This is a genomic window from Lelliottia wanjuensis (genome assembly GCF_030238365.1).
Classification (GTDB): Bacteria; Pseudomonadota; Gammaproteobacteria; order Enterobacterales; family Enterobacteriaceae; genus Enterobacter; species Enterobacter wanjuensis.
Genome location: NZ_JASSOT010000053.1, coordinates 36,360 through 57,758, shown reverse-complemented (window position 1 = coordinate 57,758; position 21,399 = coordinate 36,360). Strand labels below are relative to the sequence as shown.

The 21,399-nt window shown below is 56.0% G+C and carries 20 protein-coding genes; 12 read left to right on the top strand and 8 right to left on the bottom strand.

Annotation, left to right across the window (positions count from 1 at the left end; translation table 11 throughout):
• Positions 1-42 precede the first annotated feature (42 nt).
• The gene (locus tag QQF33_RS07295) at positions 43-315 is read left to right on the top strand and encodes a barstar family protein (protein ID WP_285157623.1); all 273 of its coding nucleotides are present in this window, start codon (positions 43-45) and stop codon (positions 313-315) included.
• Between the two features lie 68 nt (positions 316-383).
• On the opposite strand, the gene yhcN (QQF33_RS07290) is transcribed toward QQF33_RS07295, so the two are convergent.
• The 3 genes from yhcN (QQF33_RS07290) to argR form a co-directional block, all read right to left on the bottom strand.
• A complete protein-coding gene (yhcN, locus tag QQF33_RS07290; protein ID WP_102105510.1) occupies positions 384-650 on the bottom strand; it encodes a peroxide/acid stress response protein YhcN in 267 nt (88 codons plus the stop codon).
• Between the two features lie 106 nt (positions 651-756).
• Positions 757-1,020 carry a peroxide/acid stress response protein YhcN gene (yhcN, locus tag QQF33_RS07285; protein ID WP_282491868.1) on the bottom strand — a complete coding sequence of 88 codons (264 nt, stop codon included), beginning with the start codon at positions 1,018-1,020 and terminating at the stop codon, positions 757-759.
• A gap of 374 nt (positions 1,021-1,394) precedes the next feature.
• The gene (gene argR, locus QQF33_RS07280) at positions 1,395-1,865 is read right to left on the bottom strand and encodes a transcriptional regulator ArgR (RefSeq protein ID WP_100778698.1); all 471 of its coding nucleotides are present in this window, start codon (positions 1,863-1,865) and stop codon (positions 1,395-1,397) included.
• 405 nt (positions 1,866-2,270) lie between these two features.
• On the opposite strand from argR, the gene mdh reads away from it, so the two are divergent.
• On the top strand, positions 2,271-3,209 hold the full coding sequence (gene mdh / locus QQF33_RS07275) for a malate dehydrogenase (protein WP_095283614.1): 939 nt from the start codon (positions 2,271-2,273) through the stop codon (positions 3,207-3,209).
• A gap of 57 nt (positions 3,210-3,266) precedes the next feature.
• On the opposite strand, the gene degS is transcribed toward mdh, so the two are convergent.
• The 3 genes from degS to zapG all read right to left on the bottom strand — a co-directional run bounded on the left by degS (position 3,267) and on the right by zapG (position 6,358).
• On the bottom strand, positions 3,267-4,334 hold the full coding sequence (gene degS / locus QQF33_RS07270; protein WP_282491908.1) for an outer membrane-stress sensor serine endopeptidase DegS: 1,068 nt from the start codon (positions 4,332-4,334) through the stop codon (positions 3,267-3,269).
• An 88-nt stretch (positions 4,335-4,422) separates the two neighbouring features.
• Positions 4,423-5,790, bottom strand: coding sequence for a serine endoprotease DegQ (gene degQ / locus QQF33_RS07265; RefSeq protein ID WP_282491863.1), 1,368 nt, complete (start codon positions 5,788-5,790; stop codon positions 4,423-4,425).
• Between the two features lie 169 nt (positions 5,791-5,959).
• Positions 5,960-6,358 carry a Z-ring associated protein ZapG gene (zapG, locus tag QQF33_RS07260; RefSeq protein ID WP_095283611.1) on the bottom strand — a complete coding sequence of 133 codons (399 nt, stop codon included), beginning with the start codon at positions 6,356-6,358 and terminating at the stop codon, positions 5,960-5,962.
• A 189-nt stretch (positions 6,359-6,547) separates the two neighbouring features.
• Between zapG and zapE the strand changes: the two genes are divergently transcribed.
• The 10 genes from zapE to nanQ all read left to right on the top strand — a co-directional run bounded on the left by zapE (position 6,548) and on the right by nanQ (position 15,149).
• A complete protein-coding gene (gene zapE / locus QQF33_RS07255) occupies positions 6,548-7,672 on the top strand; it encodes a cell division protein ZapE (protein ID WP_285157622.1) in 1,125 nt (374 codons plus the stop codon).
• Positions 7,673-7,963: 291 nt separating this feature from the next.
• Entirely contained in the window at positions 7,964-8,392 is a 429-nt protein-coding gene (rplM, locus tag QQF33_RS07250; RefSeq protein WP_095283609.1) for a 50S ribosomal protein L13, read from the top strand.
• A 15-nt stretch (positions 8,393-8,407) separates the two neighbouring features.
• Positions 8,408-8,800 carry a 30S ribosomal protein S9 gene (gene rpsI, locus QQF33_RS07245; RefSeq protein ID WP_064543072.1) on the top strand — a complete coding sequence of 131 codons (393 nt, stop codon included), beginning with the start codon at positions 8,408-8,410 and terminating at the stop codon, positions 8,798-8,800.
• A gap of 309 nt (positions 8,801-9,109) precedes the next feature.
• Positions 9,110-9,748, top strand: a complete 639-nt coding sequence (sspA, locus tag QQF33_RS07240; RefSeq protein WP_100778703.1) for a stringent starvation protein SspA — start codon at positions 9,110-9,112, stop codon at positions 9,746-9,748.
• Between the two features lie 5 nt (positions 9,749-9,753).
• Positions 9,754-10,251: a ClpXP protease specificity-enhancing factor gene (gene sspB, locus QQF33_RS07235; RefSeq protein WP_285148113.1), complete on the top strand. Its 498-nt coding sequence runs from the start codon at positions 9,754-9,756 to the stop codon at positions 10,249-10,251.
• Between the two features lie 112 nt (positions 10,252-10,363).
• The gene (nanR, locus tag QQF33_RS07230; protein ID WP_282491854.1) at positions 10,364-11,146 is read left to right on the top strand and encodes a transcriptional regulator NanR; all 783 of its coding nucleotides are present in this window, start codon (positions 10,364-10,366) and stop codon (positions 11,144-11,146) included.
• A gap of 120 nt (positions 11,147-11,266) precedes the next feature.
• Positions 11,267-12,160: an N-acetylneuraminate lyase gene (nanA, locus tag QQF33_RS07225; RefSeq protein WP_285157621.1), complete on the top strand. Its 894-nt coding sequence runs from the start codon at positions 11,267-11,269 to the stop codon at positions 12,158-12,160.
• Positions 12,161-12,331: 171 nt separating this feature from the next.
• Positions 12,332-13,819 carry an MFS transporter gene (locus QQF33_RS07220; protein WP_285157620.1) on the top strand — a complete coding sequence of 496 codons (1,488 nt, stop codon included), beginning with the start codon at positions 12,332-12,334 and terminating at the stop codon, positions 13,817-13,819.
• Complete coding sequence (nanK, locus tag QQF33_RS07215; protein WP_285157619.1) at positions 13,816-14,691, top strand: N-acetylmannosamine kinase; 876 nt, start codon at positions 13,816-13,818, stop codon at positions 14,689-14,691. The genes QQF33_RS07220 and nanK overlap by 4 nt, the downstream gene beginning before the upstream one ends.
• Positions 14,688-15,149, top strand: coding sequence for an N-acetylneuraminate anomerase (gene nanQ, locus QQF33_RS07210; protein ID WP_285157618.1), 462 nt, complete (start codon positions 14,688-14,690; stop codon positions 15,147-15,149). Before nanK ends, nanQ begins: the two co-directional genes overlap by 4 nt.
• Before the next feature lie 33 nt (positions 15,150-15,182).
• Here nanQ and QQF33_RS07205 read toward each other — a convergent pair whose 3' ends face one another.
• Positions 15,183-16,601 (bottom strand): glutamate synthase small subunit, encoded by a 1,419-nt coding sequence (locus QQF33_RS07205; protein ID WP_282491848.1) that lies wholly within the window; start codon positions 16,599-16,601, stop codon positions 15,183-15,185.
• 9 nt (positions 16,602-16,610) lie between these two features.
• Complete coding sequence (gene gltB / locus QQF33_RS07200) at positions 16,611-21,071, bottom strand: glutamate synthase large subunit (protein ID WP_285157617.1); 4,461 nt, start codon at positions 21,069-21,071, stop codon at positions 16,611-16,613.
• Between the last annotated feature and the right edge of the window lie 328 nt (positions 21,072-21,399).

Here is a 21,399-nt window from a genome sequence, read left to right as displayed (position 1 = left end):
TCAGGGCGGCGCAGTCCGCCTGTCTGGACGGGGTGGCAGGCAATGAATATCACTACTTTTGATTTTGATGAAATCGACAGTCAGGAAGACTTTTACCGCGAATTTTGTCGCGCTTTTGGATTAGAACGGGAAAAGGTCACGGATCTGGATTCCCTGTGGGATGTGGTCGTTGGCGATATGTTGCCTGTGCCGCTGGAGATCGAGTTTATCCACCTGCCGGATAAGCTCCGCCGACGCTTTGGCGCGCTGGTTCTGCTGTTTGATGAGGCGGAAGAGGAGCTGGAAGGGCAGCTACGTTTCAACGTTCGTCATTGATTTACAGACATAAAAAAGCCCCTGACAACGTGTCAGGGGCAAGTCGTATGATGAGATACGACGAGGGTTTATTTATACAGTTCAGCCGTTGCGTGCCAATGGTCACCCTGATTCAGTTCGGTGACGCGATAGCTGCTGGCGCCTGCTTTTTCAGCTTTAGCGGCTAATTCCTGACGGATATCCATCGGAGAGCCCGCGACTGAAGAGACGGATACGCTACCCATTGATTGCAGGTTTTGTGCTTGCTCTGAATTCACCTGATGCACAGCGGCGCTGGCGCCGAAGGAGAGAACAGAAGCTAAGCCAAGGGTTGCGATGATTAATTTGGTGTTCATAGTCGTACTCCTGAAATGTGTTATCCCAACGGCGAGAAGGGTTGTACCGCTATTTTTATGCCTGGTGCCGTTGAGTTGATAATGTCGTTACTTCTATTGATGAAACTTATTTGTACAGCTCAGCCGTTGCGTGCCAATGGTCGCCAGAACGCGCTTCGATGATGCGGTAAGAAGACGCACCTTGTTCAGCCGCTTTCTTGTTCAGCATTTCGTGCATATCCATCGGAGAAGAGCTGACAGCACCCACAGAAACGGTGCCGATGGCCTGACGGGACTGCGCCTGATCAGCGTTGATTGAGTCGGCAGCAAATGCACCGAATGACAGGACAGACAGGACGCTCAGAGCCGCTACAGTCGTTTTGATTTTCATGATTGTTTACCTCGTCGAATTTATTGGGGTCTTTCGTTTCGTGACCCTCATCACAAAATCAAGTATACACTAGTCACGGCAAAAATTAATACCACGCTAATTATTCCGTGGGTAATTACGTGTTAACCAGTCACTTTTTTATAACCAAATTGCATAGAAATGATCGTTTTTTCGTCACATTGAGAATGGATACATAAGTAAATCATAGGGATATGAAACTTTGATTTTTTGTGCGATTTGTTGATTTACGATTCACTGGATGAATAAAAACAGGCAGGTAAAAGCACTATTTGCAAAAGTAACGGCAACAGAATGGGGAGGTTAACGAGACGGGTGCAGAAGATTCCCCGCTGCGAGGGCAGCAGGGAAAGGGATTACAGCTCTTGTTCGAACAACATCAGGATCGCTTCGTAGAGATCTTTAACGGAGAAACCGTTCGCCGGCGTGGTAAAGATGGTGTCATCACCCGCGATGGTGCCGAGGATCCCTTCTGCTTTACCCAGTGAATCCAGCAGGCGGGCAATCAGCTGTGCCGCACCAGGACTGGTGTGGATCACCACCACCGCATCGTTGTAATCAATATCCAGCACCAAATTCTTCAGCGGGCTGGAGGTGGTCGGCACGCCCAGCTCGGCTGGCAGGCAGTAGACCATTTCCATTTTGGCGTTGCGGGTACGCACGGCGCCAAACTTGGTTAACATACGGGAGACTTTCGACTGATTAATGTTCTCGAAACCTTGTTCCTGTAAAGCCAGAACAATCTCTCCCTGAGAACTGAATTTCTCTTCTTTGAGCAGCGCTTTGAACGCCTTCACTAATTCTTCTTGTTTTGACGAGCTACGCATAAGTCACCCGGAATATGACGAAAGAAACTTCATTATTATGCATGTAAATGAATTTTTATGCAAATTATCTGCCCGAACCCAGGCTGAAATAATGTTATGAAAGGGAGTGATTTTATCAAATTTCGTTATCAGAAAACATGCCTGCATCACGGCACGCAAATAACCTTAAAAGTAAATTAAATGTTATCAAAATGATGTTGTTTTGCTGGCGAGTGAGGGTGTATTGTAACCACCGTCTTGATTGGCTACTTCGTTGCCACAGCTTGCTGAGTGCATACCGGCAAAGATGAAAGGCGCGTGACCTCAAATTCTTTAGCTACGAAAATTGTAATTATTTACCTGCTGAATTAATGTCGCCGCAACGGAGTAACAGATATTAAAGTTAACCATAATAAGGAGTTTAGGATGAAAGTTGCAGTCCTCGGCGCTGCTGGTGGTATCGGCCAGGCGCTTGCCCTACTACTGAAAACCCAACTGCCTTCAGGCTCAGAACTCTCCCTGTATGATATTGCTCCGGTCACCCCTGGTGTCGCTGTTGACCTGAGCCACATCCCAACAGCTGTGAAAATCAAAGGCTTCTCCGGTGAAAACGCACGCCCGGCGCTCGAAGGCGCAGACGTGGTGCTGATCTCCGCGGGCGTTGCCCGTAAGCCTGGCATGGACCGTTCCGATCTGTTCAACGTCAACGCCGGTATCGTGAAGAACCTGGTGCAGCAGATCGCAGAAACCTGCCCGAAAGCCTGTATCGGTATCATCACTAACCCGGTCAACACCACTGTGGCTATCGCTGCGGAAGTGCTGAAGAAAGCGGGCGTGTACGATAAGAACAAACTGTTTGGCGTGACCACGCTGGACATCATCCGTTCCAACACCTTCGTGGCAGAACTGAAAGGCAAACTGCCTTCAGACATCGAAGTGCCGGTGATCGGTGGTCACTCTGGCGTGACTATCCTGCCACTGTTGTCTCAGATCCCAGGCGTGAGCTTCTCCGAGCAGGAAGTGGCTGACCTGACCAAACGTATCCAGAACGCGGGCACCGAAGTGGTGGAAGCGAAGGCGGGTGGCGGCTCTGCAACCCTGTCTATGGGCCAGGCGGCTGCACGTTTTGGTCTGTCTCTGGTTCGCGCCCTGCAAGGCGAGAAAGGCGTGGTGGAATGTGCGTATGTGGAAGGTGACGGCGAACACGCCCGCTTCTTCTCACAGCCGCTGCTGCTGGGCAAAAACGGCGTTGAAGAACGTCAGTCAATCGGCAAGCTGAGCGCGTTTGAACAACAAGCGATGGAAGGCATGCTCGATACGCTGAAGAAAGATATCACCCTGGGTGAAGAGTTCGTTAACAAGTAAGCGAATGCCAGGCGATAAAAAACCGGAGCCATAATGACTCCGGTTTTTTTATGCCACTCAGTTGGTGGCCGGGTATTCCTGGATGGTGACCTGAATGGTCAGCTTCTTATCATTACGCATGACTTCCACCGGAATGATGGAACCCGGGCGAATCTCCGCCACCTGGTCCATGGTCTCCAGCGCTGACACCGCCGGCGTCCCGTTTACCGACACAATCACGTCGTTGACCTGCAGTCCTGCCGCGGCCGCCGGGCCACCCGGAGTGACTTCGTTTACCACGATACCCTGAATCTGATCGATCCCGCCGCCCTGACTATGCATCGGCGCGATTTCACGCCCGCCAATCCCAATGTATCCACGGATCACTCGACCGTCGCGGATCAGCTTATCCATAATTTTGGTCGCCAGCTGGAAGGGGATCGCAAAGCCAATCCCTTCCGGCGTCTCGCCGTCGTTGCTCTTATCAAACGACAGGGTATTGATGCCCATCAGTTCGCCCAGCGAGTTCACCAGCGCGCCGCCAGAGTTCCCGTGGTTGATAGAGGCATCTGTCTGCAGGAAGTTCTGCCGTCCTGACGGGTTCAGGCCGATACGACCGGTGGCGCTGATAATCCCCTGGGTAATGGTCTGGCCCAGGTTATAAGGGTTACCGATCGCCATCACCACGTCGCCGATATGCGGCGTGCGTTTACGGTTAATCGGGATCACCGGCAGTCCGCCCGTCGCTGTGATTTTCAGCACGGCGAGGTCCGTCAGACTATCTGACCCAACCAGCAGGGCTTCAAAGACACGGCCATCCTGCAACGCCACGATAATCTGATCGGCGTCGTTGATGACGTGCTTGTTGGTAATGATGTACCCGCGCTCGTCCATGATCACGCCGGACCCGAGCGTGCGGATCTCCAGCTGATTATTGGCGGAACTGTTGAGACCGCGGTTATAGACGTTAACCACGGCAGGTGCCGCACGGCGAACCGCCTGGTTGTAACTCACCGGGGTTTCATCCGTACTGTCGAATTGAGGCGCCGCCAGTTTGTTGAACTGACGTAAAGAGGGCATTGCAGCCAGTAATAAACCGCCAACAACCAAACCGATGGCGACCGAACGAAAGAGCTTAAGAACCATGATGCGGGCGTCGTTAATTAAGGAACGGTTGCAGCATAACATGACTTATCCGGACATCACACGCAGCGGTGATGTCCGGCGTCAGTGCTTAGCGTAATAAGATGTAGAGCGTATCGTTGCCGCGGACGATTTGCAGGGCAATCACCGTCGGTTTGCTCTCCAGCACTTTGCGCATTTCCGCGATTGACTGCACGCGGTTGCGGTTCACCCCGATGATCACGTCATCCTGATGCAGACCTGCCTGTGCGGCCGGGCTGCTCTTCTCTACGCTCTCAATGGTGATGCCTTTGGTACCGTCTTTCAGCTGTCCGTCGCTCAGGGCCGCACCTTGCAGGGCAGGGGCGATCAGCTCGGCGCTGGCCGATGCCGAGGTGCTTTTATCCAGCGTCACTTCCACGTCGAGCGGTTTGCCGTCGCGCAGCAGGCCGAGTTTCACTTTCGTGCCCGGCTCCGTGGTGGCGATGCGCGAGCGCAGTTCGGCGAAGCTGCTGAGCGGCTTACCGTTCAGGCTGACAATTACGTCGCCCGATTTCACGCCCGCTTTCGCCGAGCCAGAGTTGGCCAGCACTTCGCTGACAAAGGCCCCGCGCTGCACGTTGAGATTAAAGGCTTTGGCAATATCGGCGCTCATCTCCATGCCTTTGATGCCCAGCAGCCCGCGTTTCACTTCGCCGGATTCAATCAGCTGCTGCGCCAGGGTTTTGGCCATATTGCTCGGAATAGCGAAGCCAATGCCGATGCTGCCGCCGCCCGGCGCGAGGATCGCGGTGTTAATCCCGATCAGCTCGCCGTTGAGGTTCAGCAGTGCGCCGCCGGAGTTCCCGCGGTTAATGGAGGCGTCGGTCTGGATAAAGTTCTCCAGCCCTTCCAGATTCAGGCCGCTGCGACCGAGCGCCGAGACAATCCCGGAGGTGGCGGTCTGGCCTAAACCAAACGGGTTGCCGACGGCCACAGCGAAATCACCGACGCGCAGTTTGTCGGAATCCGCGATAACAATTTGCGTCAGGTTGCTGGGGTTTTGAATTTGCAGCAGCGCGATGTCGCTCTGGTCGTCGCCGCCGATCAATTTGGCGTCAAACTCGCGACCGTCATTCATCTGCACGCTGATTTTATCGGCCTGGCTGATGACGTGGTTGTTGGTCAGCACGTAACCTTTAGCTGCGTCAATGACCACGCCGGAGCCGAGCCCTTCAAAGGGTTGAGCCTGCTGATCCGGACCCTCTTCACCGAAGTATTTTTTCAGCTCTTCCGGCACGCGCTGGCTTTGTGCCGCGGTGCCTTCCACTTTCACACTCACGACCGCAGGCAATACTTTTTCAAGCATCGGCGCCAGGCTTGGGATCGCCGCTGCGCCAGGCACTTGCGAAGGAAGCGCCGCGGCCGCAGGCCAGGACGCCGTCAAAGATAACCCGACACTTAACGCTATCGCGCTTAACAGCTGGTTTTTTTTCTTCATTGATGCTGGCTCTCGTTGCCTGGAGTAAGGAAAAACGGCCCAAAAACAGTTTGATGTTATTGAATTTTAAACCACTGAACAATGCGGCAATTGACTAAATAATAGCTGGGAAGGGAAAGAAAGGACGGGCGCGATGACGGCGCCCGTGAAATAGTTCGTAGATGTGCGATTAATCGCGTTTTGCGCCACCGCGCAGCAGGCCGGATGCTCCGTCGGAGTAATCACGTGGCATCTGTACCGGTGCCTGATCGTTGCTGGCTTCGGACTCGGCCAGACGATTGCGGAACGGGTTGGTGTCACCGCTCAGTTCCGGCAGCAGGCTGCTGGAGCTTTTCGCCATGTGCTGATACAGCTGACGATAATCTGTCGCCATGTTATCCAGCAGTTCGGCGCTACGGGCAAAGTGGCTGACCAGCTCTTCACGATACTCTTCCAGCTCAGCTTTGTTCTTTTCCAGTTCATACTGCAGCGACTGTTGCTGACGCAGTTTGCGATTACCAAAACGCATGGCCACGGCACCGATGGCGATACCGACGACTAAACCAATTAGCGCATATTCCCAGGTCATGAACTTCTCCCGTTGTCTTGTTGTTCCGTAGGGTAGTGGCTCGGCTCCTGCCTGTGCCTGATTATGCCACTATAACCGCTATTTCTTCAGAAGTGGAATCCTGACGCATCATCGCGTACTGTAGAACGGCCTTTTTTTCGCCAGTCACGCACTCAGGCGAGGTTTAATTGAAGGAATAACAACAAGATCATGCAAAGCCTGTCCCCCACATCGCGTTACCAACAAGCCCTGAACGAGGGCACTCACCAGCCCGATGACGTTCAGCGTGAAGCCGTTCATCGCCTCGATGTTATCTATCAGGAATTGACTCAACAAACGCCCGCCCCCGCGCAGAGCGGCGGTCTGAAAGCGGCGTTTGGTCGATTGCTCGGAAAAAAAGAGCCGCAGAGTGCCGCGCCTGTTCGCGGCTTATATATGTGGGGCGGGGTAGGCCGGGGAAAAACCTGGCTGATGGACATGTTTTATCAGAGCCTGCCGGGCACCCGTAAACAGCGTCTGCACTTCCACCGTTTTATGCTGCGGGTCCATGAAGAGCTGAACGCTCTGCAGGGCCACAGCGATCCGCTGGATATCATCGCTGAGCGCTTTAAAGCCGAAACCGACGTTTTGTGTTTCGACGAGTTTTTCGTCTCGGATATCACCGACGCCATGCTGCTCGGCGGCCTGATGAAAGCCCTGTTTGCGCGCGGTATTACGCTGGTGGCCACCTCCAACATTCCGCCGGACGATCTCTATCGCAACGGTCTGCAGCGCGCGCGTTTCCTGCCCGCTATTGATGCTATCAAAGCACATTGCGACATCATGAACGTCGATGCGGGCGTGGACTATCGTTTGCGCACGCTGACTCAGGCGCACCTCTGGCTGTCACCGTTAAATGATGAGACGCAAAGCCAGATGGACAAACTCTGGCTGGCCCTGGCCGGTGCTAAGCGCGACAAAGCTCCGGAGCTGGAAATTAACCACCGCCCGCTGCAAACCCTGGGCGTTGAAAACCAGACCCTGGCCGTCTCTTTCGCGACGCTGTGTGTCGATGCCCGCAGCCAGCATGATTACATCGCGCTGTCGCGCCTGTTCCATACGGTGATGCTATTTGATGTTCCGGTGATGACGCCGCTGATGGAAAGCGAAGCCCGCCGCTTTATCGCGCTGGTGGATGAGTTTTACGAGCGTCATGTGAAGCTGGTGGTAAGCGCCGCTGTACCCCTGTATGAGGTGTATCAGGGCGAGCGGCTGAAGTTTGAGTTCCAGCGCTGCCTGTCGCGCCTGCAGGAAATGCAGAGCGAGGAGTATTTGAAGCGCGCGCACATGCCTTAGTACGCTACCCTCTCCCCGTGGGAGAGGGGCTGGGGGTGAGGGCATCAGGCCGCACAGAGGCTATGCTCGAAAACCTTGCGACTAATCACATTTAAGGGTCGATCTTTGACCTCGACTTCTCTATAATCTTGCGACCCCACGTTACGAGAAGGTTTTTTTCCCAAAACTTTCTATGTGCTGGCATAGGCTATTCGAAGGGGTAGGTTTGCCGGACTTTGTCGTGTGAGCCTCAACTTTTAAAACGTTTGGGTGTTCACCAACGTGTAACTTATTTATTTGGGTAAGCTTTTAATGAAAACTTTTACAGCTAAACCAGAAACCGTACAGCGCGACTGGTATGTTGTTGACGCGACCGGTAAAACTCTGGGTCGTCTGGCTTCCGAACTGGCTCGTCGCCTGCGCGGTAAGCACAAAGCGGAATACACCCCGCACGTAGATACCGGTGATTACATCATCGTTCTGAACGCAGAAAAAGTTGCTGTAACCGGCAACAAGCGTGAAGACAAGGTGTACTACCACCACACCGGCCACATCGGCGGTATTAAACAAGCGACCTTTGAAGAGATGATTGCCCGCCGTCCTGAGCGTGTGATTGAAATCGCGGTTAAAGGCATGCTGCCAAAAGGCCCGCTGGGTCGTGCTATGTACCGTAAACTGAAAGTTTACGCAGGCAACGAGCACAACCACGCGGCACAGCAACCGCAAGTTCTTGACATCTAATCGGGATTATAGGCAATGGCTGAAAATCAATACTACGGCACTGGTCGCCGCAAAAGCTCCGCCGCTCGCGTGTTCATCAAACCGGGCAGTGGTAAAATCGTTATCAACCAACGTTCTCTGGAACAGTACTTCGGTCGTGAAACTGCCCGCATGGTAGTTCGTCAGCCGCTGGAACTGGTTGATATGGTTGAGAAATTCGATCTGTACATCACCGTTAAAGGTGGTGGTACTTCTGGTCAGGCTGGTGCGATCCGTCACGGTATCACCCGCGCTCTGATGGAGTACGACGAGTCCCTGCGTGGCGAACTGCGTAAAGCTGGCTTCGTTACTCGTGATGCTCGTGAAGTTGAACGTAAGAAAGTCGGCCTGCGTAAAGCACGTCGTCGTCCACAGTTCTCCAAGCGTTAATCTTTTTTCTGCTTCGGCAGAGAGATTGGCGAAAAACCCGCTTCGGCGGGTTTTTTTTATGGATAATCCGACGGTTATCCACAGTATTTATTTGATTCTCAGCTCTTTTTCCGTATTTCCGGAATCCCCTCACCACAAAGCCTGCAAAATCTGGTAAACTATCATCCAATTTTCTGCCCAAATGTCAGTGAATACACCACTTTTGTTCGATTTTTGAGCGATAGAGTTTGTTCCTGGGATGGGTAACAAATCATCTGGCTGGCCCCCGGGCCGGTAGCAGTAATATTCTGAATATACCTGGAGGTTTTCATGGCTGTCGCTGCCAACAAACGTTCGGTAATGACGCTGTTTTCTGGTCCTACTGACATTTATAGCCATCAGGTTCGTATCGTGCTGGCCGAGAAAGGTGTCAGTTTTGAGATCGAGCATGTGGAAAAGGATAACCCACCTCAGGATCTGATCGATCTCAACCCGAACCAGAGCGTACCAACGCTGGTGGATCGCGAGCTGACCCTGTGGGAATCCCGCATCATTATGGAATATCTGGATGAGCGATTCCCTCATCCGCCGCTGATGCCGGTTTATCCGGTTGCGCGTGGTGAAAGCCGCCTGTACATGCAGCGTATCGAGAAAGACTGGTACACCCTGATGAACGTGATCGTGAACGGTTCATCCTCTGAAGCAGACGCGGCGCGTAAGCAACTGCGTGAAGAGCTGCTGGCGATTGCTCCGGTGTTTGGCCAGAAGCCATTCTTCCTGAGCGACGAGTTCAGCCTGGTCGATTGCTACCTGGCTCCGCTGCTGTGGCGCCTGCAGGCACTGGGCGTAGAGTTCAGCGGTCCTGGCGCGAAAGAGCTGAAAGGCTACATGACTCGCGTGTTTGAGCGCGACTCTTTCCTGGCTTCTCTGACAGAACCGGAACGCGAAATGCGTCTTGGTCGAGGTTAACGATTGTGGAAATGTCACAGCTGTCTCCACGCCGTCCGTATCTGCTGCGTGCCTTCTATGAATGGCTGCTGGACAACCAGCTTACGCCGCACCTGGTAGTGGATGTGACGTTACCGGGCGTGAGCGTTCCGATGGAATACGCACGTGATGGGCAGATCGTTCTGAACATCGCGCCACGCGCGGTGGGTAATCTTGAACTGGCTAACGACGAAGTGCGCTTCAACGCGCGTTTCGGCGGTGTTCCGCGTCAGGTTTCTGTGCCGCTGGCTGCTGTTTTGGCTGTCTACGCACGTGAAAACGGTGCGGGTACGATGTTTGAGCCGGAAGCGGCTTATGACGAAGATGTCACCAGCCTTAACGATGAAGACGGTTCACCCGCAAGCGAAAGCGAAACGGTCATGTCGATCATCGATGGCGACAAGCCGGATCACGATAACGACAATGACCCTGATGACGATCCGCCGCCGCGCGGTGGCCGTCCAGCGTTACGCGTTGTGAAATAACTGAACAGGCCCGATGGGCCTGTTTTGCTATTCAGGGCTTTTCGCCCAGCCAAAAATCCTGTGTTATGATGAATCGTTGTCACTGATTGTCACTCTTCTGACCCGAGTCTTTATGAAACCATTTGATCTTCAGGCGGAAAATTCAACCGAAACCCTTGGTCGCAGTTTGCGTCGTCGCCCGCTGGCGCGTAAAAAACTTTCCGATATGGTGGAAGAAGAGCTGGAGCAGATGATCCGCCGTCAGGAGTTTGCCCAGGGTGAACAACTCCCTTCTGAACGTGAACTGATGGAGTTTTTCAACGTCGGCCGCCCGTCGGTCCGCGAAGCGCTGGCCGCCTTGAAGCGCAAAGGGTTGGTGCAAATCAACAACGGCGAACGTGCCCGCGTCTCAATGCCCTCAGCCGACACCATCATCAGCGAACTCTCCGGCATGGCGAAGGATTTCCTCACCCAGCCGGGTGGTATAACCCATTTCGAACAGCTGCGGCTCTTTTTTGAATCGAGCCTGGTGCGTTACGCGGCGGAATACGCCACGGACGAACAGGTGGAACGCCTGTCGAAAGCGCTGGAAATCAACAGCCAGTCCCTCAACGATAACGCGCTGTTTATCCGCTCTGACGTCGATTTCCACCGCGTACTGGCAGAGATCCCCGGCAACCCAATCTTTATGGCAATCCACGTCGCGCTGCTCGACTGGCTGATCGCCGCCCGTCCGAAAGTCTCCGACGCCGAGCTGTATCAGCACAACGACGTGAGCTATCAGCAGCATATCGCCATTGTTGACGCCATCCGCCGCCGCGATCCCGATGAAGCCGACCGCGCGCTGCAAACCCATCTCAACAGCGTTTCCGCCACCTGGCACGCCATCGGCCAGGGATCCAAAAAGAAAAAATAACGATCCTTTAGTGAAGCAGATCGCAATATAAGCGTTCTGTATGGGGTGCTGATTATTTGATCTGGTATAACAGGTATAAAGGTATATCGATAAACAGACCAAACATCACTTGAGGTATCTATGGCAAAGCAATTACGTGGCGTGATGGCCGCACTCCTGACTCCGTTCAATTCACAGCAGGCGCTGGATAAAGAGAGCCTGCGCCGTCTGGTGCAATTCAACATTCAGCAGGGTATCGACGGCCTGTACGTGGGCGGCTCAACGGGCGAAGCCTTTGTGCAGAGCCTCGCCGAGCGCGAGCAGGTGCTGGAGATCGTGGCAGAAGAGGCGAAGGGCAAAGTGACGCTGATCGCCCATGTCGGCTGCGTCAGCACGGCGGAAAGCCAGCAGCTCGCGGCCGCGGCCAGCCGTAACGGCTTCGACGCTGTGTCGGCGGTCACACCCTTCTACTATCCCTTCAGCTTTGAAGAACACTGCGACCACTACCGTGCAATCATTGATTCGTCGGATGGTTTGCCGATGGTGGTGTACAACATTCCGGCGCTGAGCGGCGTGAAGTTATCCCTCGATCAAATTAATACGCTGGTGACGCTGCCGGGCGTTGGCGCGCTGAAACAGACCTCCGGCGATCTCTTCCAGATGGAGCAGATCCGCCGCGCGCATCCGGATCTGGTGCTTTATAACGGCTACGACGAGATCTTCGCCTCCGGTCTGCTGGCGGGCGCGGACGGCGGGATCGGCAGCACGTACAACATCATGGGCGCGCGCTATCAGGCGATAGCCAGCGCGATCCGTGAAGGGGACAACGCCACCGCGCAGCGTCTGCAGAGCGAGTGCAACAAGGTTATCGATCTGCTGATCAAAGTCGGCGTGTTCCGTGGCCTGAAAACCGTTCTGCACTATATGGACGTGGTCGCCGTTCCGCTGTGCCGTAAACCTTTTGCCCCGGTCGCGGAGCAGTACCTGCCGGAGCTGAAAGCCCTCGCAGAGCAACTGCTGGCTGAGAAGCGCTGATTCCTTGCCGGATGGCGCTTCGCTTATCCGGCCTACAAAACATGATCGATTCGCATATACGTAGGCCGGATAAGGCGAAGCCGCCATCCGGCAAAGGCAAACACACACGTACGCCGGATGATGTGAACCCATCGTCCGGCAATACAACACAGAATTCGTCGGGAGAGTGTTATGAGTATTTCTACCCAAAGCATCCCGTGGTACCGCCATCTTTCCCGCCCACAGTGGCGCGCATTCTCCGCCGCCTGGCTGGGATATCTGCTCGATGGCTTTGATTTTGTTTTGATCGCGCTGGTGTTAACAGAAGTCAAAAGTGAATTTGGTTTAACGACGGTGGAAGCAGCCAGCCTGATTTCTGCCGCCTTTATCTCGCGCTGGTTTGGCGGCCTGCTGCTGGGCGCGATGGGCGATCGCTACGGTCGCAAGCTGGCGATGATCACCAGTATCGTCCTCTTCTCCTGCGGTACGCTGGCGTGCGGGTTTGCGCCGGGCTACGTCACCATGTTTATCGCCCGGATGGTGATCGGCATGGGCATGGCAGGCGAATACGGCTCCAGCGCGACCTATGTCATCGAAAGCTGGCCGAAACATCTGCGCAATAAGGCCAGCGGATTTTTAATCTCCGGTTTTTCCATCGGTGCGGTGGTTGCGGCGCAGATCTACAGCCTGGTCGTTCCCGTGTGGGGCTGGCGTGCGCTGTTCTTTATTGGCATCCTGCCGATCATTTTCGCCCTGTGGCTGCGGAAAAACATTCCCGAAGCGGAAGACTGGAAAGCGAAGCACGAGGGTAAAGCGCCGGTGCGTACGATGGTCGATATCCTCTATCGCGGCAAGTATCGTCTCATCAATATCGTGATGACGCTTTTTGCCGGAACCGCGCTGTGGCTCTGCTTCGCCGGAGAGCTGAACAACGCCGGGCTGGTGGTGATTCTGGGGCTGCTGTGCGCCTGCGTGTTCATTAGCTTTATGGTGCAAAGCAGCGGCAAACGCTGGCCGACGGGTGTGACTCTGATGGTCGTTGTGCTCTTCGCGTTCCTCTATTCATGGCCGATTCAGGCGCTGCTGCCTACTTATCTGAAAACGGATCTGGCCTACGATCCGATGACAGTCGCGCACGTGCTGTTCTTCAGCGGTTTTGGCGCGGCAGTGGGCTGCTGTGTCGGCGGTTTCCTCGGCGACTGGTTGGGCACCCGCAAGGCGTACGTTTGCAGCCTGCTGGCCTCGCAGCTGCTGATCATTCCGGTGTTCGCGATCGGCGGGTCCAATATCTGGGTGCTTGGCCTGCTGCTCTTCTTCCAGCAGATGCTGGGGCAGGGGATCTCCGGGATCTTACCGAAACTGATTGGCGGCTACTTCGATACGGATCAGCGCGCGGCGGGCCTTGGCTTTACCTATAACGTTGGCGCACTGGGCGGCGCACTCGCCCCGATTATCGGCGCACTGCTGGCGCAGCGTCTTGAACTGGGCACCGCGCTGGGATCTCTGTCGTTTGGTCTGACGTTTGTGGTGATCCTGCTGATCGGTCTGGATATGCCGTCCCGCGTCCAGCGCTGGATCCGTCCGGAAGCGCTGCGCACGCACGATGCCATCGACGGTAAACCGTTCAGCGGTGCCGTACCTTTTGGCAGCATCAAAAGCGAGCGCGAGGCGGTGAAATGACCACTCTGGCTATCGATATTGGTGGGACCAAACTGGCCGCCGCGCTGATCGACGACGATTTACAGATCCGTGAGCGGTGCGAAATGCCCACGCCTGCCAGCAAAACCCCCGACGCTCTGCGCTCTGCCCTAAAAGCGCTGGTGGAACCGGTGATGGCATCGGCAAAGCGGGTGGCCATCGCCTCAACGGGGATTATCCGCGAAGGCACGCTGGTGTCGATCAATCCCCATAACCTGGGCGGGCTGTTGCATTTCCCGCTGGTGCAGACGCTGGCGTCGATAACCGGCCTGCCCGCGATGGCGGTGAATGATGCGCAGGCTGCGGCGTGGGCGGAATATCACGCGCCGGGGATAGATTCGCAGGATATGGTGTTCATCACCGTCTCCACGGGCGTCGGCGGCGGCGTGGTCCTGAAGGGCGAGTTGCAGACGGGCGAGGGAGGGCTCGCCGGACATTTGGGGCACACGCTTGCCGATCCGCACGGTCCGGTTTGCGGCTGTGGTCGCCGGGGATGCGTGGAAGCGATCGCCTCGGGCCGGGGCATTGCCGCCCGGGCGCAGGGGGAGCTGGCGGGGGTTGATGCCAAAGCCATCTTCACCCATGCGCTGCGCGGGCATCCGCATGCCCGTGAGCTGGTGGCCCATTCTGCCCAGACCCTGGCGCGCCTCATCGCCGATGTCAAAGCGGTGACGGACTGTCAGACGGTCGTCGTGGGCGGCAGCGTCGGGTTGGCGCAGGGGTATTTGGCACTGGTGAGTGAGTTTCTGGCGCAAGAGCCACCGGTTTATCACGTCAATCTTCGCCCGGCCTTTTATCGCCACGATGCGGGTTTATTGGGCGCGGCACTTTTGTCTCAAGGAGCACAACAATGATGATGGGAAAAGCCAGTGTGCTGTCGGGATTACACCCCGTGCTGGCAGAGGCACTGACGCAGGCCATCGCGGCCTGGCCGCAGGACAAAGCGCCGGGCCGCTACGAGCTGCAGGGCGACGATATCTTTATGAACGTGATGACGTTTGCCACGCAGCCGCCGGAGCAGAAAAAAGCTGAGCTGCATGAGCAATACATCGACATTCAGCTGTTGCTGGCGGGAGAGGAGCGGATTCTGTACGGTGTGGCAGGCTCAGCGCGTCAGTGCGAGGAGCGACATGTCGAGGACGATTATCAGTTATGTAGCGCTATCGACGGGATGCAGCGGCTAGATTTGAAACCCGGTATGTACGCGGTCTTTATGCCCGGAGAACCGCATAAACCTGGCTGCGCAGTGAAGGAATCAGAAGAGATAAAGAAGGTGGTCGTTAAAGTGCGCGCCACTTTGCTCGACGCATAAAAAAACCGGATGGCATCGCCATCCGGTTCGCTTTTACACTTCCAGGTAATTCATGATCCCATCAGCCGCTTTGCGGCCTTCGGCAATCGCCGTTACCACCAGATCTGAACCGCGAACGATATCGCCACCGGCGAAGATTTTCGGGTTGCTGGTCTGGAAGGCGTTCTCGTTGCCTTCTGGCGCAATCACGCGGCCCTGGGAATCCAGCTCGACGCTGTGTTTCGCCAGCCACTCCATGCTGTGCGGACGGAAACCAAACGCCATCACCACCGCATCAGCCGGAACCACGTGCTCGGAACCTGCCACGATCTCTGCGCGACGACGGCCTTTGGCGTCCGGTGCGCCCATTTCGGTACGCGCCATTTTCACGCCGCTGACTTTACCGTTCGCATTCACCTCGATGCCTAATGGCTGGACGTTGAACTGGAACTCCACGCCCTCTTCACGCGCGTTTTTCACTTCGCGTTTGGAGCCTGGCATGTTCTCTTCATCACGACGATAGGCGCAGATAACGTGCGTTGCGTCCTGACGGATCGAGGTGCGTACGCAGTCCATCGCGGTATCACCGCCACCCAGCACCACCACGCGTTTGCCTTCCATGGTGACGTAAGGCTCTGCGGTGGTTTCACCGAAGCCCATCATCTGCTTGGTGTTGGCAATCAGGAACGGCAGGGCGTCAAACACGCCCGGTGCGTCTTCGTTTTCCAGCCCACCGCGCATCGACTGATAGGTGCCGACGCCGAGGAACACGGCATCGTAATCTTTCAGCAGATCGTCGATCTGAATATCACGGCCCACTTCGATGTTCAGTTTGAACTCGATGCCCATGTCGGTGAAGATTTCGCGACGGCGGGTCATCACCTCTTTTTCCAGCTTGAAGGCCGGGATCCCGAAGGTCAGCAGGCCGCCGATCTCCGGATGACGATCGAACACCACCGCTTTGACGCCGTTGCGGGTCAGCACGTCGGCACACGCCAGACCTGCCGGACCTGCGCCGATGATCGCCACGCGTTTGTCCGTCTGACGCACGCCGGTCATGTCCGGACGCCAGCCCATTTCGAACGCTTTATCGTTGATATAGCGCTCGATGTTGCCGATGGTCACCGCGCCAAACTCGTCGTTCAACGTACAGGAACCTTCGCACAGACGGTCCTGCGGACACACGCGGCCACAGACTTCTGGCAGGGTGTTGGTCTGGTGCGACAGTTCCGCCGCTTCGAAAATGCGTCCTTCGTTGGCCAGCTTCAGCCAGTTCGGAATGTAGTTATGGACCGGGCATTTCCATTCGCAGTACGGGTTACCGCAGGACAGGCAGCGGTCTGCCTGTGCTTTGGCCTGGCCTTCTGAAAACGGCTCGTAAATTTCAACAAATTCAATTTTACGGATCTTCAGCGGTTTCTTTGGCGGATCAACGCGCTGCAGGTCGATAAACTGGTATACGTTCTGACTCATTGCTACCCCTTACTGCGCCTGCACACGCAGCTCTGCTGCGCTACGACTACGGTGACCCAACAGTGCTTTAACATCGCTGGACTTCGGTTTAACCAACGCGAATTTCGCTGAGAACGCAGGCCAGTTCGCCAGGATCTCCTCCCCGCGGGAAGAACCGGTAAGCTGCACGTGCTCGGTAATCAGACCGCGCAGATGCTCTTCGTGGATCGCCAGTGTTTCAACGTCCAGCACTTCTACCAGTTCCGGGTTAACGCGTTTACGGAACTCACCGTCTTCGTCCAGGACGTAGGCGAAACCGCCCGTCATGCCTGCGCCGAAGTTGACGCCGGTTTTGCCCATTACGCAGACAATCCCGCCGGTCATGTATTCACAGCCGTTATCGCCGATGCCTTCTACAACGGTGATAGCACCGGAGTTACGCACCGCAAAACGCTCGCCCGCACGGCCCGCGGCAAACAGACGTCCGCCGGTCGCGCCGTACAGACAGGTGTTACCGATGATGCTGGCCTCGTGGCTGCGGAACGCAGAACCGACCGGAGGACGCACCGCCAGCAGACCGCCCGCCATGCCTTTACCGACGTAGTCGTTGGCATCGCCGGTCAGGTACAGCTCAACGCCGCCCGCATTCCAGACGCCGAAGCTCTGACCCGCAGTCCCGCTGAAGTGCGCGACAATCGGATCGGCTGCCAGCCCCTGATCGCCATGGGTTTGCGCGATGTAACCAGAAAGCGTTGCCCCCACAGAGCGGTCGGTGTTGCGGATATCAAACCAGAACGTTTTGCTCTGTTTGTCATCGACGTAGGATTTCGCCTGCTGCAACAGCTGCGCGTTCAGCACGCCGTTGTCGAACGGCGGGTTGTTCTCGGTGCAGTAAACGGCTTTGCCAGCGTGCGGCTCGGCGGTTTCCAGCAGACGAGACAGCTCCAGTTTCTGCTGCTTGGCGGTAAACCCTTCCAGCTCTTTCAGCAGGTCGGTACGGCCAATCAGATCCACCAGACGCTTCACGCCCAGCTGCGCCATCAGCTCGCGGGTTTCGCGGGCGATGAATTCAAAGTAGTTGGTCACTTTGAACGGCAGACCGTGATAGTGGTTCTTACGCAGCTTTTCGTCCTGAGTGGCCACGCCCGTTGCGCAGTTGTTCAGGTGACAAATACGCAGGTATTTACAGCCCAGCGCCACCATTGGCCCGGTACCGAAGCCGAAGCTTTCAGCGCCGAGAATCGCGGCTTTGATGATGTCGAGACCGGTTTTCAGACCGCCATCCACCTGCAGACGGATCTTGTGACGCAGACCGTTAGCGACCAGCGCCTGCTGGGTTTCCACCAGGCCCAGCTCCCACGGACAACCCGCGTATTTCACGGAGGAGAGTGGGCTTGCGCCTGTCCCGCCGTCATAGCCCGCGATGGTGATCAGATCCGCGTAGGCTTTTGCCACACCGGTGGCGATGGTGCCAACGCCCGGTTCGGAAACCAGCTTCACGGAGATCATCGCTTTCGGGTTGACCTGTTTCAGGTCGAAAATCAGCTGCGCCAGATCCTCGATAGAGTAGATATCGTGGTGCGGCGGCGGGGAGATCAGCGTTACGCCCGGCACTGAGTAGCGCAGTTTGGCGATGTACGGCGTAACTTTATCACCCGGTAACTGACCGCCTTCGCCCGGTTTTGCACCCTGAGCGACTTTAATCTGAATTACGTCTGCGTTGACCAGGTACGCTGGTGTCACGCCAAAGCGACCGGAGGCCACCTGCTTGATGCGCGACACTTTGTTGGTGCCATAGCGCGCAGGATCTTCGCCGCCTTCGCCGGAGTTCGAGTTCCCGCCGATGCTGTTCATCGCTTCGGCCAGCGCTTCGTGTGCTTCCGGGCTCAGTGCGCCGATGGACATCGCTGCCGTATCAAAACGTTTATAGAGTTCGCTCGCCGGTTCAACGTCATTAATACTGACGGTTTCGCCGTTCGGATTCACCGCCAGCAGATCGCGCAGCGTTGCCGCCGGGCGCTCGTTAACCAGTTTCGAATATTGCTGATAATCGCTGTATTCGCCGCTCTGAACCGCCTCTTGCAGGGTTTTCACCACGTCCGGGTTATAGGCGTGGTATTCGCCGCCGTGAACGTATTTCAGCAAGCCGCCTTGATCCAGCGGTTTGCGCGCCAGCCATGCGCGCTTCGACAGGTTCATCAGGTCCTGCTGGAAGTCAGAGAAACCCGCCCCGCCGATGCGGCTGATCACGCCCTGGAAGCAGAGATCCGCGACGTCATCGTGCAGACCGACGGCTTCGAAGAGTTTCGAGCAGCGGTAAGAGGCGATGGTCGAGATGCCCATTTTGGACATGATCTTGTACAGGCCTTTGTTGATGCCGTTACGGTAGTTCAGCATCACCGCGCGATAATCTTTTTCGATTGCGTGAGTGTCGACCAGTTTCGCCAGCGTTTCGTACGCCAGATACGGATAAATGGCCGTCGCACCAAAGCCCAACAGCACGGCAAAGTGGTGCGGGTCGCGGGCGCTAGCAGTTTCAACGATGATGTTGGCATCACAGCGCAAGCTCTTATCGACCAGGCGAGTCTGAATCGCGCCCACCGCCATCGGTGCCGGAACCGGCAGACGGTTTTTGGCGATGTTGCGGTCGGACAGCACCAGCAGAACGGTGCCGTTACGGACCATCTGCTCGGCCTGATCGCACAGGGCTTTCACCGTCTCTTCGAGGCTCGTTTCGGTCACGTCGAAGGTAATATCGAGCGTGTCGGCGCGATAGTGATCTTCGGTCATGGTGGTGAGCTGTTTGAAATCGGAGTACAGCAGAATCGGCGACTTAAAGCTCAGGCGGTGCGCCTGGCCTTCGGCTTCGCAGAAGACGTTCATCTCGCGACCGATGCTGGTGGCCAGCGACATCACGTGCGCTTCACGCAGCGGATCGATTGGCGGGTTAGTCACCTGCGCAAACTGCTGGCGGAAGTAGTCGTAAATGATGCGCGGCTGGCTGGAGAGCACGGCAAACGGGGTATCGTCACCCATTGAACCGACCGCTTCCTGGCCATTCTCGCCGAGCACGCGGATCACGGAATCCAGCTCTTCGGCGCTGTAGTTAAACTGTTTCTGGTAGCTGGCGAGGGTATCGTCGTCCAGCTCGCGGCTGCCCACTTCCTCGTTCGACAGATCTTCGAACGGCACCAGACGGCGGACGTTGGTCTCCATCCACTCTTTGTATGGATGGCGGCTTTTCAGATCGTCATCGGTTTCCGCCGAGTGCAGAATGCGCCCGCTGCGGGTGTCGATAACCATCAGTTCGCCTGGGCCGACGCGGCCTTTTTCGACCACTTCGTCAGGCTGGTAATCCCAGATCCCGACTTCGGAGGCGCAGGTGATCAGCTTATCTTTGGTGATGACGTAGCGCGCCGGGCGCAGACCGTTACGGTCGAGGTTACAGGCGGCGTAGCGTCCATCGGACATCACGATCCCTGCCGGGCCGTCCCACGGCTCCATGTGCATGGAGTTAAAGTCGAAGAATGCGCGCAGGTCCGGGTCCATATCCGGGTTGTTCTGCCAGGCTGGCGGAACAAGCAGACGCATCGCACGCACGATATCCATCCCGCCGGCCAGCAGCAGTTCAAGCATGTTATCCATGGAACTTGAGTCGGAGCCGGTTTCGTTGACGAATGGAGCGGCGTCATGCAGATCCGGGATCAGCGGAGTCTGGAACTTATAGGTACGCGCACGCGCCCACTGGCGGTTGCCGGTGATGGTGTTGATCTCGCCGTTGTGCGCCAGATAGCGGAACGGCTGAGCCAGCGGCCAGCGAGGGACGGTGTTGGTGGAGAAGCGCTGGTGGAACAGGCAAATGGCCGATTCCAGACGCAGGTCCGCGAGGTCCAGGTAGAAGCGCGGCAGGTCAGCCGGCATACACAGACCTTTATAGATGTTCACCAGGTTCGATAGGCTACAGACGTAGAACTCTTTATCTTCCTGCAAACGTTTTTCGATGCGGCGGCGGGCAATAAACAGACGGCGTTCCATATCGCGCGGACGCCAGCCCGCAGGCGCATTCACAAAAATCTGTTCAATTCGTGGCAGCGAGGAGAGGGCGATTTCACCGAGCACCCCTTCGTTGGTGGGCACATTGCGCCAGCCGACAATTGACAGGGTTTCGCGTTGAAGTTCTTCTTCGACGATGCGGCGTGAAGCAGCGGCTTTTTCAGGATCCTGATTCAGGAACAGCATGCCGACAGCGTAGTTTTTGGCTAAACGCCAGCCGCGCTCTTCCGCTACGATGCGGAAGAAACGATCCGGTTTTTGTAGCAGCAAGCCACAACCATCGCCGGTTTTACCATCAGCGAGGATTGCACCACGGTGCTGCATACGGGCCAGTGCGTGTATAGCGGTACGCACTACCTTGTGGCTAGGTTCGCCTTCTATGTGGGCGATCAGGCCGAAACCACAGTTATCCTTCTCAAGGGATTTATCGTACAACATATCAGTGAACCTCCCCAGGCTCTTCGGGATTCCCATCTGAACCGTGGCGCACAGGCACAGAAAGAGCGCGGCGACGGGGTTTGCGTTTCATACGCGCACCTCGCATTCGCCCTCTTCATTTCCTTTTCGCACAGGTCAAACAAGTTTGAGGACTTGCTTCAGAGGGAATCTCAATTACTGCATAAATATGATAAGCAGGCTGCTTATCCAGAAAGCTTCCAGCGGATTTCCAACTTATCGGGAATTGATACACAGGTCAAATGGCAATCTTATGTATGCAAAAATGTGCTAAAGGAAGGTTAGTTCATTGAATGTAAAAGAGATTTAA